Raw genomic sequence first — 15,103 nt, forward strand, 5'->3', positions numbered from 1 at the left:
AATATAGCACAGTGAACCCGGCCCATGCTAACCCACCTCTTTACGTAGCCGACACCGGTACCGCCAAATGACATTGTCTGCGCTGCTGTCATTGCTGTGGTGTACCCGTTAATCCCGCGATGGCTTCTCCTCCTTAAGTGGTCTATCAATGCGACTGTTGCAACTGGCGAATAAGCGGCCAGCAATGCAGCTGCTGAAGCAGCGCCTGTAGCCGGTTTATGTGACCAACGCAGCTCTGGCTGTACCCTGATGAGATGCGATCCCAAAGGTAAGGGATAGAGGTGATGCACCTAATGAACACGATGTATGTATAAATCCACACTAACTGCCGGGATTAAGCCCAGGTTATGATCTGATTTCAATGGCTACACAGGGTCACAATAGCCGTTTAATTAAACAGAAAAACCAGCGCGAGATGAAGCAGCGTGGATATAACGATTAACCCTCATCAATCTCTTCAGATAAGGTTAAAAATGAAAATAATTACAATCGCAGCGACCATTTTATTACTCACAGCCTGTGTACCCCATAATGACAGACAACACGCTGTGGGCATGGCTAACCCAGCCTCTGTGCATTGTGAAAAGAGGGGCGGCAAGCTGGACATAGTTAAGGGCCCGGATGGTGAATCAGGTTACTGTACTCTGCCAGGCGGAGAGCGCATCGAGGAGTGGGCACTGTACAGAAGGGATAACCAATAGACTCGTTAGTCGGAAGGCATATCAGGGCAGCGATCAAGGAGCCGTAAGAATGGGACGTGGCTTTATGAAAGGAGGATTACCAGCATACGGCCGCATTGATGTTCCTGATTTCACAAAGTGTGTAGTGCGATGAAAATACTGATATTTATTTTAATCTTCTCCGCAACCTGGTTTCTCATACCTGAAGGGATCATCAGATCCCTGGTAGAAGGCCACATTAGCGGTGACGGTGAAGGCGCTATGGATAGTTTCGAATTCACAGTGATTGCACTTAAGGCGGTGCTTTCGGTTCTGCTGGCCTTTATCGGTGTCTGGCTATATCGCAAAGCTAACCAACGATAACGAAGCGACATTCAAGAAGATGTTCATCGACGGCCAACAGAAGGACCTCAGGGGCTTAGCCTGAGCATTCATTCACGCAAGGTTGGTGTAGTTGTCAGACAAAGCGGCTAAGCCGTTTTGAGAAATGGTAATTACTTTATCCATTTCTTCAGCTTTGATTCGTCGAAGTTAGTGCCTGTGTAGACGCGGCCGGAAAGCAATGTTGCAATAACCGCACCAAAAATCAGCTTCTTCATATCCCTATACCCAAAATAATAGACGGGATAAATCCTCGCATGGAGTAGTCGAAAAAAAGTGGAAAATGATCAATTTTGCTAAAAGTCATAGCGCGCCTGCCGATAAGCCAGAGAACGCAAATCACGGAGAAATCACAATGGAACACCCAAACCCACTCGCAGCGATGACGTTCATAATCTGGTTTTTTATGTTTATTCCATGCTTTCGTATGGCTCAAAAGGCGGGATTCGGATGGAAAATGGCTCTGTTACTATCATTCCCCGGCTTGCATTTCTTTACACTCTATATCTTCGCTTATAAGAAGTGGCCCAATCTGCCCAATGCTTGAGACCTGATAGCAAAAAAACCACCTGAGTGGGCTATGCCATTATGCACTTTATGAATTTATGGAAAGGCACTAGCGATTCTTTGTTGCAACAACTTCATTAGTCTTTTCATAAATTCTGGCTCTTCGAGCCCAATACTCCCTGAGTGCTCCCCCAGACTAACAAGAATCTCATCATCGCCACCTAAAAGGTGTGCAGCAAAAATGGTATAGCTACCTGAAGATTATAACCATCATGCGAAATATGGATTACCCATTCAAATTTTAATTCCTTTCAAACACTTCTCGCTGCTCAGCCCTAAATGTCTCCAATCAGAGGGTTGAGGTTCTACTGAGCCAGTTGAATGCCTTTTACTTGAATGCCCATAGCTTTCTCCGGGCAATAAAAAAACCGCAAGTTAGAGGTTTAAGATTGGGTAAACGATGAGGTTGTTTTTCCTAAGCAAAGGTTGAACTGCGAACGAGACCTAAAACCAAAATGCTGGCATTGTGCGGATTTCATTGTACCAATGGTTAACTGCGGGGATTTCCTGTAAGAACCAGAAGCCGATCCCAATCATCATGATGCTAATTCCAAAATGAAGAATAGTGCTGATCCAATATTCAATAGGTTTGGCATCCTTGTAGATGAATTCCTTGCGACTCGTTCCCTTAAAGGTTTTGGTATAGATTCCCCGATGCATGTAAATGAAAGACTCAGCCAGCGTTATTAGACCAACTATAAAGGCGGCACATACTGTGAACCAATACTGAAATCCCATTATTTTTCATCCCAGCCAATTTTTTAGGTTCATTATTACACAGCTATATAAGATTCCAGTAAGGGTGGCGTAATATTTCGCCACTCACTCAAAAGTGTCTGCATATTGAATGCCTCAATAACCTCATCCATGCAGCCCTTATGCAATCGCTGCTGCGTGCAGCAGCAAATGAATGGGGCTGGATAAAGACAGCGCCGGTTATCAAAACAAAGAAGCCTGTCAGCTAGCGCATCCGCTGTTAACGCGAGAGGAAGCGAACCGGCTGATTGATTGCATGCCGGAAAGCATAAAACCAGTGGTCATATTTGCGCTGGCTACCGGCCTTCGCCTTTCAAACATTCTGGATCTGGAATGGACGCAGGTTGATATGCAAAGGAAGGTCGCCTGGATTAATTCGGAGAACGCCAAAGCGGGCAAGGCTATTGGCGTGGCTCTGAATGATACGACATGCAAAGTGCTGAAGGGGCAGATAGATAAGCAGTCACGTTAGGTGTTCGTACAAACCAAGGCGAAGCATCGCAGCGATGGAACGCTGGCACCGGCAGGCAGGAAAATGCGCAGTGATGATAACACGGCGTGGAATATCGGTCTAAAAGCGCCAGGCATAGAAGACTTCCGCTTTCATGACTTACGGCATACGTGGGCGAGCTGGTTAATCCAGTCTGGTGTTCCGCTTTCCGCGCTGCAGGAAATGGGTGGATAGGAAAATATTGAAATGGTGCGTCGGTATGCTCACCTCGCACCTAACCACCTGACCGAACATGCGCGCAAAATTGACTCACTTTTGGGTGAGAGCGACACAAATACGACACAAGAAGATAATCAGGTAGGATTGAAGCTGGCGTAAACCGATGATTTTATTTGGTACGCCCTACAGGATTCGAACCTGTGACCTACGGCTTAGAAGGCCGGTGCTCTATCCAACTGAGCTAAGGGCGCATGGAGATGGCACGGATTATACGTCGGGAAGCGGGTACGTCAACGTTTTTGCCGTTTCTCCGCAGCGAAGTGCTGCGGTAATGACCAATTGGCGTCAGTGACGCCTGCGCCATTCGCTGAGCGACACGAGTTTACCGTTGTCGGTAAATTCTCCTTCCAGCTCAATCCCTTGTGCTGTGAAACGCGCATTGAATTGCTCACGAAGTGCATGCAGCTCCTGGATGTCCGGTTCCAGCTGGCGCAGAAAGCCCAGCGCGAGCAGCAGCTGCTGGCGGCTAATAAGCGGTGGAAAACCGGCTCGACTGAGAATCGCATGCCAGCGCTGGCTATTCTCCTCACTGCCGTCAACAATGAACACCTGCCAGATCAGCAGTACCGCTGCGCCATTATGCAGGTGCGTTTCATTATCCTTGCTGAGATAGTCGGTAAACTCTTTCGCCGCCTCTTTCCCCATCATAGAGATCATTGATTCCACCTGTACCGGTGGCAGCTGCAGCCGTTTGCTGAGCCGCTGAGCGGCGTGGCGTGAGCCAGCGGTGAGCAGCTGAAATCCAGCGACAAACACCACCGCCAGAGTAGCAAGCATTATCCAAATCATAACATCGTCCCCGGATTGTCCTGCAGATATCATACGCATGCAGGCTGGCACTCGTCGCGACGAAAAAGCCGGAAAGCACATACGCGGCTGAAACTGTAACTGACAGCGCGCCGCGCTTCTGACAAAATACCCCCCTTCCCCGATTCAACACAACACAGTGGATTTCCTCTCTGATGGCAGCAAAAATTATTGACGGTAAAACGATTGCGCAGCAGGTGCGCGTTGAGGTTGCGGAAAAAGTGAAGCAGCGCCTGGCCGCCGGAAAACGCGCGCCAGGTCTGGCAGTGGTTCTGGTGGGTGAAAACCCGGCATCGCAGATCTACGTGGCCAGCAAACGCCGCGCCTGTGAAGAGGTCGGTTTCCACTCCCGCTCTTACGATCTGCCTGCTACGACCCGCGAAGCTGAGCTGCTGGAGCTGATTGATGCGCTCAATCAGGACGACGAAATCGATGGCATCCTGGTGCAGTTGCCACTGCCAGCCGGCATTGATAACGTCAAAGTGCTGGAGCGCATCACGCCTGATAAAGATGTCGATGGATTCCACCCTTATAACGTCGGTCGCCTCTGTCAGCGTGCGCCAACCCTGCGTCCCTGCACGCCACGCGGTATCGTGACGCTGCTGGAGCGCTACAACATTGACACCTACGGCCTGAATGCCGTGGTGGTTGGCGCATCCAACATTGTTGGTCGTCCGATGAGTATGGAACTGCTGCTGGCGGGCTGCACCACGACCGTCACTCATCGCTTTACCAAAGATCTGCGCCATCACGTTGAGCATGCCGATCTGCTGGTCGTTGCAGTGGGTAAGCCAGGGTTTATTCCGGGTGAATGGATCAAACCGGGCGCCATCGTCATCGACGTGGGCATTAACCGGCTGGAGAGCGGCAAAGTGGTGGGCGATGTTGATTTTGACAGTGCATCCGAGCGCGCCTCCTACATTACCCCGGTGCCGGGCGGTGTTGGTCCGATGACAGTAGCAACACTGATTCAAAACACGCTGCAGGCGTGCGAAGAGTTTCATGATAAAGAGGTAGTATAAATGACAAGTTTTTCACTGGGTAAATTCCCGCACGTCGATCTGTGTGACCTGCTGAAACTGGAAGGCTGGGTTCAGAGCGGCGCACAGGCGAAAGTCGTGATTGCCGAGGGTGAAGTGAAGGTCAACGGTGCGGTAGAAACCCGCAAGCGCTGCAAAATCGTAGCCGGTCAGACCGTGGAATTCGCGGGTTTCCGCATTACTGTGGTCGAGTAATTTACGGGCGTCCCTGCGGGGACGCTGTTACACCCGCTCATCCCCCTTTACGCACGTCTCCCCTTCCCGCTGTTCCAGTGCAATATGATTCACCGCCGTATGCTGCGCTATCAACGTCGCGAGCCGGGGTGAATGGCTGGTGATCCAGAGCTGACTGAACTCGCTGGCTTCGGCGATTAAGCGCGCCAGCGCAGGCAACAGATCTTCATGCAGGCTGTTTTCCGGCTCATTCAGTGCCATAAAGGCGGGCGGACGCGGGCTGAGCAGTGCGACAACCAGACAGAGAAACCGCAGCGTGCCATCAGAAAACTCCGCGCTCTCCAGCGAACGCAGAATGCCCTGGCGCGACATCAGCATCTGGAAACGGCCATTCTGCACATCGACATCAAACTGGCTGTCGGGAAACGCCTGTTCCATCACCTCAGACAGGAGTTCGGAATGACCGCGCTCAACAATGGTCGCCCAGGCCGCCGCCAGATTGCTGCCATCATGGCTCAGCACCGGCGCACGCACGCCAATCTGCGGTGCCCGTATCGGTGAGCCAGGCCAGACCGCAAACTCATGGTAAAAGCGCCACTGCTGCAGACGTTCGCGCAACTGCGAAAGCTCCGGATAGCGATGCGGTTCGCCAAGCTGACCAAACAGCGACTCTTCGGGATGCAGCACCGCCGGATAGGCGACGCGCTCGCCCTCAACGTTGTGCAGAAAGGCGGTCTGATTTTCGCGCTGCATAATACAGGCGGAAGGACGGCGCTGCTGACCGCTCAGCCAGAGTCGCTCCTGCTTCACCAGCGGATCGAGATTAAACAGGCTGGTCACCAGCGGCTCGGGAAAGCCAATCTCCAGCTGGTAATCCATGTCATCCATCACCACGGCCAGCTCCAGCCGCTTTGGATCGTGTCGGCGATCGCCCCGACGTAAACCGCCCGCCCACATCGCTTTCTGAATGCCGCCTTCTTCAGCCAGCGCCAGTGCCAGACGACCGCTGGCCGCCTCATGCAGCAGCCGCACCGCTTTGTAGAGGTTGGATTTACCGCAGCCGTTGGGACCGCTCACCACATTCAGCTGCTGCAGCGACAGCGTCAGGTTACGTATCGAGCGGAAGCCGCGGATCTGAATCTGTTCAATCGCCATAATAAAAAAGGGCGATTGCTCGCCCTCTCCGGTTTATTTTCGACGCCAGCTGGAGCCCTGCGGCCCATCCTCGACGATGACACCCAGCGCGTTAAGCTTGTCGCGCGCGATGTCCGCTTCCGCCCAGGCTTTGGCGGCGCGCGCATCGGCACGGGCTTTCACCCAGTGCTCAATCTCGGCAACCTCTTCGTCATTGACCTGCGCGCCGCTTTGCAGGAACAGCTCAGGATCCTGCTGCAGAATGCCCAGCACGTTGGCCATCTCGCGCAGCTTCGACGCCAGCCCATGCGCTGAAGCGCCATCTTCACTTTTCAGGCGGTTCACTTCACGCGCCATGTCGAACAGCACCGAATAGGCTTCCGGGGTGTTGAAATCATCATCCATTGCGCTGCGGAACCGCGCTTCAAACGCTTCGCCGCCGTGGGCAGGCACGCTGCTGTCGGTGTGACGCAGTGCCGTATAGAGACGCTCCAGCGCCGCACGCGCCTGATTCAGGTTATCTTCGCCGTAGTTAAGCTGGCTGCGATAGTGACCGGACATCAGGAAGTAACGCACCGTCTCCGCATCATAATGTTGCAGCACGTCACGCACGGTGAAGAAGTTACCGAGCGATTTGGACATCTTCTCGCGATCAACCATCACCATGCCGGAGTGCATCCAGTAGTTGACGTAAGGACCGTCATGGGCGCAGCTCGACTGAGCGATTTCGTTTTCATGGTGCGGGAACATCAGATCGGAGCCGCCGCCGTGGATATCGAAATGGGTGCCCAGCTGTTTGCAGTTCATTGCCGAGCACTCGATGTGCCAGCCAGGACGACCGTTGCCCCACGGCGATGACCAGGCTGGCTCATCCGCTTTGGACATTTTCCACAGCACGAAGTCCATCGGATTGCGTTTCACGTCGGCGACTTCAACACGCGCGCCCGCCTGCAACTGCTCCAGATCCTGACGCGACAGCGCGCCGTAATCGGTGTCGCTAAGCACATCGAACATCACGTCGCCGTTCTCCGCCACATAAGCGTGACCGCGAGCGATCAGCGTCTCCACCAGCTCGATAATCTCAGCGATGTGACGGGTAGCGCGCGGCTCCTCATCGGGCGGCAGAATCCCCAGCGCGGCGAAGTCGTTGTGCATCTCGCCAATCATGCGGTTAGTCAGGGTTTCGATGCTCTCGCCGTTTTCGTTGGCGCGCTTGATGATTTTGTCATCAATGTCGGTGATGTTACGTACATAATTAAGCTGATAACCGAGGTAACGCAGGTAGCGCGCCACCACGTCAAACGCCACGAACGTCCGCCCATGACCAATGTGACAGAGGTCATACACCGTGATGCCGCAAACATACATCCCGATTTTACCGGCATGAATGGGTTTGAATTCCTCTTTCTGTCGACTCAGGGTGTTATAAATCTTAAGCATTGAACGGTTCCGTTTTCGCGTGTGGTTGGCACTTTTAAGTATCCAGACATTGTGCCGTATTTTTATCGCTCGCGCGACGCAAAGCAAGCCAACTGCGCCGCGCTGCTGACGCGTCATTGGAAATTATGATATAAGAACGGTCGACAAAAAGGGGGACGCCCATCGACAGAGCGACCTCAGCAACTGATGACAACCTTTACAGGACGACAAAAATGGTAACTTTCCAGACGAACCATGGCGATATCGTAATCAAAACTTTCGATGATAAAGCGCCGGCAACCGTAAAGAACTTCCTGGATTACTGCCGTGAAGGTTTTTACGACAACACCATTTTTCACCGCGTAATCAACGGCTTTATGATTCAGGGCGGCGGCTTCGAGCCGGGCATGAAGCAGAAAGAAACCAAAGCCGAAATTCAGAACGAAGCCAGCAATGGCCTGAAAAACACCAAAGGTACGCTGGCAATGGCACGTACCTCTGCGCCGCACTCTGCGACCGCACAGTTTTTCATCAACGTAGCTGACAACGACTTCCTGAACTTCCGTGACGAAAGCGTTCAGGGCTGGGGCTACTGCGTATTCGCTGAAGTGGTTGAAGGTATGGATGTGGTCGAGAAGATCAAAGCGGTCTCTACCGGCCGCAGCGGCATGCACCAGGATGTGCCAAAAGACGACGTCGTTATCCAGAAAGTGACCGTCAGCGAGTAATGTCGCGCACGCTGTTTATCGCAGATCTCCATCTGTGTCAGGAAGAACCGGCGATTACCGCCGGTTTTCTGCATTTTTTACAGCGCGAAGCGCCCCACTGCGACGCGCTCTATATTCTCGGCGATCTGTTTGAAGCCTGGATTGGCGACGACGATCCCAATCCGCTGCATCAGCAGGTTGCCCGCGCCCTGCGCGCCCTGCCGGTTCCGGTTTACTTTATCCATGGCAATCGCGACTTCCTGATTGGCCGACGCTTCGCGCAGGCCTGCGGCATGACGCTGCTGCCGGAAGAGCAGGTGCTGACGCTCTACGGCCATCGGTTGCTGATCATGCATGGCGATACGCTCTGTACCGACGATGCGGGTTACCTGCGTTTTCGGGCCAAAGTGCATAATCCCTGGATCCAGCGGCTGTTTCTCGCGTTGCCGTTATGGATACGTAAACGTATTGCCGCCCGGATGCGCGCCGACAGTAAACAGGCCAACCAGCATAAATCCCAGACCATCATGGATGTGAATCAGGAAGCGGTCGTCGCCACTATGCTGCGCCAGCAGGTGCCGCTGTTAATCCACGGTCACACTCATCGCCCGGCGATTCATACGCTGAGCCTCCAGGGTGAAACGGCGCAACGCGCAGTGCTGGGTGCCTGGCACAGCCGGGGTTCCATGATCCAGCTCGACGCCAGTGGCATTCAGCTTATCCATTTCGACTTTTAATCTGCGGTTAAATCCACGACCTTAAGCCCGACGCAACCGTTTTCCTTGCGTGCTTCTCATGCTATTCTCGGTGCCCTTCAAAACCTGTCCGCCCGGCCAGGTCTGTTTGTTCATTCACAGGAGTTGACCGCATGTCATCCAACGCCCCGGCCCGCATCGCCATTGTTATGGGTTCCAGAAGTGACTGGGCCACCATGCAGTTCGCCGCTGAAATCCTCTCCAGCCTGGACGTCCCTTTTGATGTTGAAGTGGTCTCTGCGCACCGCACCCCGGATAAACTGTTCAGCTTCGCCGAAACGGCAGCCGACAAGGGTCTTCAGGTGATTATTGCTGGCGCAGGTGGCGCGGCACATCTGCCGGGTATGCTGGCGGCAAAAACGCTGGTGCCGGTGCTGGGTGTGCCAGTGCAGAGCGCAGCACTGAGCGGCGTCGATAGCCTCTATTCGATTGTGCAGATGCCGCGCGGTATTCCGGTCGGTACGCTGGCGATTGGCAAGGCAGGCGCAGCCAATGCCGCGCTGCTGGCGGCGCAGATTCTGGCGCTGCATGACAGTGCGCTGGCGTTACGCCTGACCACCTGGCGTCAGAGCCAGACCGATGAGGTGCTGAACCATCCCGATCCGCGGGTGGATGCATGAAGCCGGTTTGCGTACTGGGCAACGGCCAGTTAGGTCGTATGCTGCGTCAGGCGGGTGAACCCCTGGGCATCGCGGTGTATCCGGTAGGCTTAGACGCCGATCCCACCGCGCTCCCTATCGCCGACAGCGTGATCACCGCCGAAATCGAACGCTGGCCGGAGACGGCGCTGACGCGTGAGCTGGCCAGCCATCCGGCCTTTGTTAACCGCGATATCTTTCCGCGTCTGGCAGATCGTCTGACGCAGAAACAGCTGCTGGATCAGCTGGGACTGGCCACCGCGCCGTGGCAGTTGCTGGCAGATAAAAGCGAATGGCCAGCAGTGTTTGACTCGCTGGGCGAGTTAGCCATTGTGAAAAGCCGCACCGGCGGTTACGACGGCCGGGGTCAGTGGCGTCTGCGTGCCGATGATACTCACACCCTGCCGGAGGCGTGCTACGGCGAATGCATCGTTGAGCAGGGCATCAACTTTTCCGGTGAAGTCTCACTGGTGGGGGCGCGCGGTCACGATGGCCAGGTAGTGTTCTATCCGCTGACGCATAACCTGCATCAGGATGGCATTCTGCGCACCAGCGTTGCGCTGCCGCAGGCGGATCAGGCACAGCAGCAGCAGGCCGAAGCGATGCTGAGTGCGATCATGCAGGAACTGAATTACGTCGGCGTAATGGCGATGGAGTGTTTCGTTACGCCAGCTGGATTGCTGATCAATGAGCTGGCGCCGCGCGTCCATAACAGCGGGCACTGGACGCAGAACGGTGCGTCGATCAGCCAGTTTGAGCTGCATCTGCGCGCCATTCTTGGTCTGGCATTACCGCAGCCGGTGGTGTTTGCGCCGTCGGCGATGGTCAATCTGATCGGCACTGACGTGAATCTCAGCTGGCTGCAGCAGCCGCTGGTGCATCTGCACTGGTATGACAAAGAGGTGCGTCCGGGTCGTAAAGTGGGCCATCTGAATCTGACCGACAGCGATACAGAGCGGCTCAGGGCTGCCCTTAATGCGCTGGTGCCGCAGCTACCGGAAGCGTACGCCAGCGGCATCGCCTGGGCGGTTGAAAAACTGTAATCCCCGCACCTGAGTCTGGTAATGGCTTTACCAGGCAGCTCAGAAGCTTAATGCGATGGGAGCATACGCCTGGAGCAAAGCATCGGGCCGCCCGGCTAAAAACGCCGGGAGCGTTTTTGAACAACGCAAAGCGTTGGCCCGGCTACGGGCGCACCTCAGGGATGAGGAGCGTAATCGCCCGTGCTGAGCCTGCCATGGATGGCGTTTTTGCGTCTTTGCGGAGGGCGTATGCTCCCTGAGCCAGCACCTTACCGTCGAGCGCTACGGGTGCTAACTCACGCCGCATCAAACTTCCTGAACAACGCTTTCCCTTTGAGTAATCGGATCCCCAGCCAGCCACCGCACAGCGATAACAGCAGCGCGCCACACAACGGCAGCGCCAGCCACAGGGTCCAGTCAGGCTGCCACGGGAAGTCGAAAATCTTAGTCTGTAATCCCCACAGCGCCGCTTCTGCCCCCATCGCCGCCGCCACGCCGGAGACCACGCCGAGCAGGGCAAACTCACACCACAGCGTCGTACGCAGCAGGCGTTTACCGGCACCCAGCGTGCGATAGACCACCAGCTCCTGACGCCGCTGGCGCATACCGACCTGAATCTGCGCCAATAGTAGTAACACACCACAGGCGGTCACCAGCACCACCATGATCTCCAGCGCCTGGCTGACCTGCGCCAGCACCTGGCCGATCTGCCGCATAATGCTGCCGATATCCAGCAGACTCAGCGCCGGAAAAGCACGGTTAAGCTGCGCCAGCAGAACAGGATTCGCCTCCATGCGGAAGCTGGTGAGCCAGGTCTGCGGCTGGCTGTCGAGCGCGCCCGGCGGGAAGATAAAGAAGAAGTTTGGCTTCAGGCTTTCCCAGTCCACTTTACGCAAACTGGTAATGCGCGCGCTGAAGGTCTGCGTATCGCCATCGAACGTCAGGGTATCGCCGAGCTTCAGCCCCAGCCGATCGGCCAGTTCCACTTCCATCGACACTTCACCCGCTTTAGGTGGCCAGTTGCCTGCCACCAGCGGATTATGATCCGGGCGATCGGCCAGTTCCGTCAGGTTGAGCTCACGGTTCAGGGCATTATCCAGCTTCGGATCGGCCGGTTTGCCGTTGAGTTCACTGAGCCGCACCCGCGCAATCGGGTAAAAGGTCCCGGGCGTGATCTGATGCGACTGCAGGAAATCACGCACCTGCGGCACCTGATCTGCCGTCATGTTCAGCAGGAAGAAGTTCGGGCTATCCGCCGGTAACTGCTGCTGCCAGCGATCCAGCAGATCGCCACGCATTACCAGCAGCAGCGCCAGCAGCATGAACGACAGCGAAAAGGCCGCAAGCTGGCTCAGCGTCATGCCGGGCTGGCGCAGCAGCCGGTTGATCGCCAGTCGTAACGCCAGATTGCGCACTACCAGCCGACGCAGCAGCAGCAGGGTTCCCCAGCCGAGTAGTGCCAGCAATCCGGCCAGCACCACCACACCCGCCAGCAGCGCCCAGAGCATTTTACTGCCGCCAACCAGCAGCGCTAACAGCGTCACCACCACCGCGATCATCACCGGAATATAGATCTTCAGCGGCCAGAGGTTCGCCACCGCATCACGTCGCAACACCCGCAGCGGCTGCGTCGCCAGCAGCAGACGATAGGGACGCAGACCCACCAGCAGCGAAATCACAAACAACGATCCCACCGCCCAGATCCACGGCCAGACGCTCGCCGCCGGTAAGCTGGCAGGCAGCACGGGTTTCAGCATCGCCATCAGGATCGCTTCAACGCCCTGCCCCACCAGTCCACCGGCAATCGCCGCCAGCAGCAGAACCGCCAGCCACTGACCGATGATCAGCCGCTGCAACGCGCCGTGCGTCGCACCCAGGGTTTTCAGCACCGCCACCAGATCGTAGCGGCTGCGGCAATAGTGGCTCATGGCGACCGCCACGGCCGCAATCGCCAGCATCAGCGTCAGCAAGGCCGAGAGCAGCAGGAACTGCTGTGCCCGCTGCATCGAACGGCCCAGTGCATCTTCCGAGTTCTCCACGCTGATCCAGCGCTGGTCCGCTTTCAGCTGTGGTTCAATCCAGCGGTCATAGCTGGCCAGCTGATCGGGATTACCGGAAAACTTATAGCGCCAGGTGATGCGGCTGCCTGGCTGAATCGCACCGGTTTTGGCGGCATCCGCCAGATTGATCAGCAGACGCGGCGCCATCTCAAACGGGTTAAAGCCGCCATCCGGCTCCTGGATCACCTCGCCGCTGATGCGCAGCTGGGTGTCACCCACTTCCAGCGTGTCGCCCACTTTCAGGTTCAGCAGCGCCATCAGGCGCGGTGCTGCCAGCGCAGTACCCGCCTGCGGCCTCAGCCCCGGTGGCTGCGTCTGCAGCGTGCCAAACATCGGGTAGCGATCATCCACCGCTTTTACTGAGGCAAGCTGCGGTGACTGATCGGCAAATGTCATGGTCATAAAAGTCAGCTGACGGCTGACCGTCAGACCGGTTTCAGCTGCTTTTGCCAGCCAGGCTTCTGGCGCTGCATCACTGCTGCGCAGCGTACGGTCGCCGGCCATAAAATCACGGCTCTGCTGATTCAGCCCTTTTTCCATGCGATCGCTGATCGACCCCAGCGCCAGCACGCAGGCCACCGCCAGCGTCAGCGCAAGCCAGACAATCAGCAGCGAGGGCGAACGCCACTCGCGCCAGAACCAGCGCCAGATCATTGCTCCTCCCACAATTTACCGTCGCGCAGCCGCAGGCGACGATCGCAGCGCGCCGCCAGTTGCTCGTCATGCGTCACCAGAATCAGCGTGGTGGCGAAATCGCGGTTAAGGGAAAACAGCAGATCAGCAATGCGGTCACCGGTTTTACGATCGAGATTGCCGGTCGGCTCATCGGCAAACAGCAGACCAGGACGGCCACTGAAGGCGCGGGCCAGCGCCACCCGCTGCTGCTCGCCGCCTGAAAGCTGGGCGGGCAGATGATGCAGACGTTCACCCAGTCCGAGCAGCGTCAGAAGCTCTCTCGCCTGTTCACGGCTCTGGCGATCGCTGTCGCCGCGCAGCAGCGATGGCAGCTGCACATTCTCCTGGGCATTCAGGGTTGGCACCAGCATAAATGACTGGAATACAAAGCCGACCTGCCGGGCACGCAGGGCCGCACGCTGCTCTTCGTTCATCTGGTGCAGTGGCTGCCCCAGCAGATGGACTTCGCCGCTGCTGCCATCGTCCAGCCCGGCCAGAATTCCGAGCAGGGTTGACTTGCCGGAGCCGGACTCGCCAATCAGCGCAATGGTCTCAGCTGGTTTGACAACCAACTCAACTCCGGTAAGGATGGTTAGCTGATGCTCTCCCTGACCGACGGACTTAGTAAGATGATGAACTTCAACAATGTTTTCCGCTGGCATTATCCCTTCCTGTTATTGATTCTTCTGCTGGTGTCGCGTCTTGCTGCTGCAGATACGCTGATGGTGCTGGGCGACAGCCTGAGTGCGGGCTATCGCATGTCTGCCACCGCGGCCTGGCCCAGCCTGCTTGATAAGCAGTGGCAGCAAAAACCTAAAGTGATCAACGCCAGTATCAGCGGTGATACGGCTGCACAGGGGTTGGCGCGCCTGCCCGCACTATTAAAACAGCATCAGCCGCAATGGGTGTTAATCGAATTGGGCGGTAACGATGGTTTGCGCGGTTTCCCGCCCGACGCTATCGCGCAGAATCTGAGTAAAGTTATCGACGATGTTAAAGCCGCCAATGCGAAGCCGCTGCTGATGCAGATTCGTCTGCCTGCCAACTATGGCCGCCGCTACACCGAAGCGTTCAGCGGCATCTATCCCGGATTAGCGCAGCAGCATAACATTCCTCTGGTGCCCTTTTTCATGGAACAGGTTTATCTGAAACCCGAGTGGATGCAGCAGGATGGCATTCATCCTAATCCTGATGCCCAGCCTTTTATCGCCCAGTTAATGGCAAAAGACCTGGCCCCCTTAGTTAAGCAGCCGTAGCGCGCCTGGATGTGCCAAAAGGGTAAAGAAATGCAAAAGCACTAAATAACGGCAAGGTGGCGACGGAGATTTTCGACCGCTTTGCCATCTCTAAGTGTCCAGGCTTACTCTCTAAACAATATCAATGCGAAAAGATAATTCCGCCCCAATATGGGAACAGTTAGACCCCAAAATTCGAGATGTCGTAACCGATATTTTCTATCAGGGTGTTCACAATGCCAGAGCACTGTTTCAGGCCGCAATTGAAGGTAAGCCCGCATTAATAGCCCATATTAAAAGTAGTCCTGCATACATGACCTACG

The 15,103-nt window shown here is 55.8% G+C and carries 15 protein-coding genes, 1 tRNA gene and 1 pseudogene; 10 read left to right on the forward strand and 7 right to left on the reverse strand.

Translation table 11 applies throughout. The features are described from left to right. Nucleotides 1-473: 473 nt before the first annotated feature. Together ACXKZD_RS14385 and ACXKZD_RS14390 are read left to right on the forward strand one after the other, a co-directional pair. Nucleotides 474-701 carry a putative hemolysin gene (locus ACXKZD_RS14385; RefSeq protein ID WP_488982089.1) on the forward strand — a complete coding sequence of 76 codons (228 nt, stop codon included), beginning with the start codon at nucleotides 474-476 and terminating at the stop codon, nucleotides 699-701. Between the two features lie 129 nt (nucleotides 702-830). Further along, entirely contained in the window at nucleotides 831-1,043 is a 213-nt protein-coding gene (locus ACXKZD_RS14390; RefSeq protein ID WP_033766660.1) for a hypothetical protein, read from the forward strand. 1,029 nt (nucleotides 1,044-2,072) lie between these two features. Here ACXKZD_RS14390 and ACXKZD_RS14395 read toward each other — a convergent pair. After that, nucleotides 2,073-2,366: a DUF2542 family protein gene (locus tag ACXKZD_RS14395; protein ID WP_033766659.1), complete on the reverse strand. Its 294-nt coding sequence runs from the start codon at nucleotides 2,364-2,366 to the stop codon at nucleotides 2,073-2,075. 143 nt (nucleotides 2,367-2,509) lie between these two features. Here ACXKZD_RS14395 and ACXKZD_RS14400 point away from each other — a divergent pair. Beyond that, a pseudogene (locus ACXKZD_RS14400) lies at nucleotides 2,510-3,213 on the forward strand (site-specific integrase); the annotation flags it as partial. A 15-nt stretch (nucleotides 3,214-3,228) separates the two neighbouring features. On the opposite strand, the gene ACXKZD_RS14405 reads toward ACXKZD_RS14400, so the two are convergent. Then, nucleotides 3,229-3,305 (reverse strand) — tRNA-Arg (locus ACXKZD_RS14405). A 94-nt stretch (nucleotides 3,306-3,399) separates the two neighbouring features. Next, nucleotides 3,400-3,903 (reverse strand): DUF1198 family protein, encoded by a 504-nt coding sequence (locus ACXKZD_RS14410; protein ID WP_050680172.1) that lies wholly within the window; start codon nucleotides 3,901-3,903, stop codon nucleotides 3,400-3,402. Between the two features lie 173 nt (nucleotides 3,904-4,076). On the opposite strand from ACXKZD_RS14410, the gene folD reads away from it, so the two are divergent. Together folD and ybcJ are read left to right on the forward strand one after the other, a co-directional pair. Next, on the forward strand, nucleotides 4,077-4,943 hold the full coding sequence (folD, locus tag ACXKZD_RS14415; RefSeq protein ID WP_115387825.1) for a bifunctional methylenetetrahydrofolate dehydrogenase/methenyltetrahydrofolate cyclohydrolase FolD: 867 nt from the start codon (nucleotides 4,077-4,079) through the stop codon (nucleotides 4,941-4,943). Continuing rightward, nucleotides 4,944-5,156 (forward strand): ribosome-associated protein YbcJ, encoded by a 213-nt coding sequence (ybcJ, locus tag ACXKZD_RS14420; RefSeq protein WP_003849455.1) that lies wholly within the window; start codon nucleotides 4,944-4,946, stop codon nucleotides 5,154-5,156. It begins immediately after the preceding gene. 27 nt (nucleotides 5,157-5,183) lie between these two features. Here ybcJ and ACXKZD_RS14425 read toward each other — a convergent pair whose 3' ends face one another. Together ACXKZD_RS14425 and cysS are read right to left on the reverse strand one after the other, a co-directional pair. Continuing rightward, nucleotides 5,184-6,290, reverse strand: a complete 1,107-nt coding sequence (locus ACXKZD_RS14425; RefSeq protein ID WP_167429855.1) for an AAA family ATPase — start codon at nucleotides 6,288-6,290, stop codon at nucleotides 5,184-5,186. A 33-nt stretch (nucleotides 6,291-6,323) separates the two neighbouring features. Next, nucleotides 6,324-7,709 carry a cysteine--tRNA ligase gene (cysS, locus tag ACXKZD_RS14430; protein WP_033756820.1) on the reverse strand — a complete coding sequence of 462 codons (1,386 nt, stop codon included), beginning with the start codon at nucleotides 7,707-7,709 and terminating at the stop codon, nucleotides 6,324-6,326. Nucleotides 7,710-7,921: 212 nt separating this feature from the next. Between cysS and ppiB the strand changes: the two genes are divergently transcribed. The 4 genes from ppiB (at nucleotide 7,922) to purK (ending at nucleotide 10,831) form a co-directional block, all read left to right on the forward strand. Next, complete coding sequence (ppiB, locus tag ACXKZD_RS14435; RefSeq protein ID WP_022626088.1) at nucleotides 7,922-8,416, forward strand: peptidylprolyl isomerase B; 495 nt, start codon at nucleotides 7,922-7,924, stop codon at nucleotides 8,414-8,416. After that, entirely contained in the window at nucleotides 8,416-9,132 is a 717-nt protein-coding gene (gene lpxH / locus ACXKZD_RS14440) for a UDP-2,3-diacylglucosamine diphosphatase (RefSeq protein ID WP_033766656.1), read from the forward strand. Before ppiB ends, lpxH begins: the two co-directional genes overlap by 1 nt. A 131-nt stretch (nucleotides 9,133-9,263) precedes the next feature. Further along, nucleotides 9,264-9,770, forward strand: coding sequence for a 5-(carboxyamino)imidazole ribonucleotide mutase (purE, locus tag ACXKZD_RS14445; protein WP_010259054.1), 507 nt, complete (start codon nucleotides 9,264-9,266; stop codon nucleotides 9,768-9,770). Beyond that, nucleotides 9,767-10,831, forward strand: a complete 1,065-nt coding sequence (gene purK / locus ACXKZD_RS14450) for a 5-(carboxyamino)imidazole ribonucleotide synthase (RefSeq protein ID WP_488981696.1) — start codon at nucleotides 9,767-9,769, stop codon at nucleotides 10,829-10,831. The genes purE and purK overlap by 4 nt, the downstream gene beginning before the upstream one ends. Before the next feature lie 275 nt (nucleotides 10,832-11,106). On the opposite strand, the gene ybbP is transcribed toward purK, so the two are convergent. Both ybbP and ybbA read right to left on the reverse strand, forming a co-directional pair. Continuing rightward, a complete protein-coding gene (gene ybbP, locus ACXKZD_RS14455) occupies nucleotides 11,107-13,524 on the reverse strand; it encodes a putative ABC transporter permease subunit YbbP (protein WP_031592139.1) in 2,418 nt (805 codons plus the stop codon). Next, a complete protein-coding gene (ybbA, locus tag ACXKZD_RS14460) occupies nucleotides 13,521-14,207 on the reverse strand; it encodes a putative ABC transporter ATP-binding protein YbbA (protein WP_010259059.1) in 687 nt (228 codons plus the stop codon). The genes ybbP and ybbA overlap by 4 nt, the downstream gene beginning before the upstream one ends. On the opposite strand from ybbA, the gene tesA reads away from it, so the two are divergent. Next, nucleotides 14,175-14,801, forward strand: a complete 627-nt coding sequence (tesA, locus tag ACXKZD_RS14465; RefSeq protein ID WP_010671236.1) for a multifunctional acyl-CoA thioesterase I/protease I/lysophospholipase L1 — start codon at nucleotides 14,175-14,177, stop codon at nucleotides 14,799-14,801. The genes ybbA and tesA overlap by 33 nt on opposite strands. Nucleotides 14,802-15,103 lie beyond the last annotated feature (302 nt).

The organism is Pantoea sp. ABR1s (genome assembly GCF_057812235.1).

What these genes read in the sequence shown, in the direction of transcription:
- ACXKZD_RS14385 (WP_488982089.1), top strand. Translation starts at nt 474, where the DNA reads ATGAAAATAATTACAATCGCAGCGACCATTTTATTACTCACAGCCTGT.
- purE (WP_010259054.1), top strand. Translation starts at nt 9,264, where the DNA reads ATGTCATCCAACGCCCCGGCCCGCATCGCCATTGTTATGGGTTCCAGA.
- ACXKZD_RS14395 (WP_033766659.1), bottom strand. Translation starts at nt 2,366, where the DNA reads ATGGGATTTCAGTATTGGTTCACAGTATGTGCCGCCTTTATAGTTGGT.
- tesA (WP_010671236.1), top strand. Translation starts at nt 14,175, where the DNA reads ATGATGAACTTCAACAATGTTTTCCGCTGGCATTATCCCTTCCTGTTA.
- ppiB (WP_022626088.1), top strand. Translation starts at nt 7,922, where the DNA reads ATGGTAACTTTCCAGACGAACCATGGCGATATCGTAATCAAAACTTTC.
- ybcJ (WP_003849455.1), top strand. Translation starts at nt 4,944, where the DNA reads ATGACAAGTTTTTCACTGGGTAAATTCCCGCACGTCGATCTGTGTGAC.
- lpxH (WP_033766656.1), top strand. Translation starts at nt 8,416, where the DNA reads ATGTCGCGCACGCTGTTTATCGCAGATCTCCATCTGTGTCAGGAAGAA.
- ACXKZD_RS14425 (WP_167429855.1), bottom strand. Translation starts at nt 6,290, where the DNA reads ATGGCGATTGAACAGATTCAGATCCGCGGCTTCCGCTCGATACGTAAC.
- ACXKZD_RS14410 (WP_050680172.1), bottom strand. Translation starts at nt 3,903, where the DNA reads ATGATTTGGATAATGCTTGCTACTCTGGCGGTGGTGTTTGTCGCTGGA.
- purK (WP_488981696.1), top strand. Translation starts at nt 9,767, where the DNA reads ATGAAGCCGGTTTGCGTACTGGGCAACGGCCAGTTAGGTCGTATGCTG.
- folD (WP_115387825.1), top strand. Translation starts at nt 4,077, where the DNA reads ATGGCAGCAAAAATTATTGACGGTAAAACGATTGCGCAGCAGGTGCGC.
- ACXKZD_RS14390 (WP_033766660.1), top strand. Translation starts at nt 831, where the DNA reads ATGAAAATACTGATATTTATTTTAATCTTCTCCGCAACCTGGTTTCTC.
- cysS (WP_033756820.1), bottom strand. Translation starts at nt 7,709, where the DNA reads ATGCTTAAGATTTATAACACCCTGAGTCGACAGAAAGAGGAATTCAAA.
- ybbP (WP_031592139.1), bottom strand. Translation starts at nt 13,524, where the DNA reads ATGATCTGGCGCTGGTTCTGGCGCGAGTGGCGTTCGCCCTCGCTGCTG.
- ybbA (WP_010259059.1), bottom strand. Translation starts at nt 14,207, where the DNA reads ATGCCAGCGGAAAACATTGTTGAAGTTCATCATCTTACTAAGTCCGTC.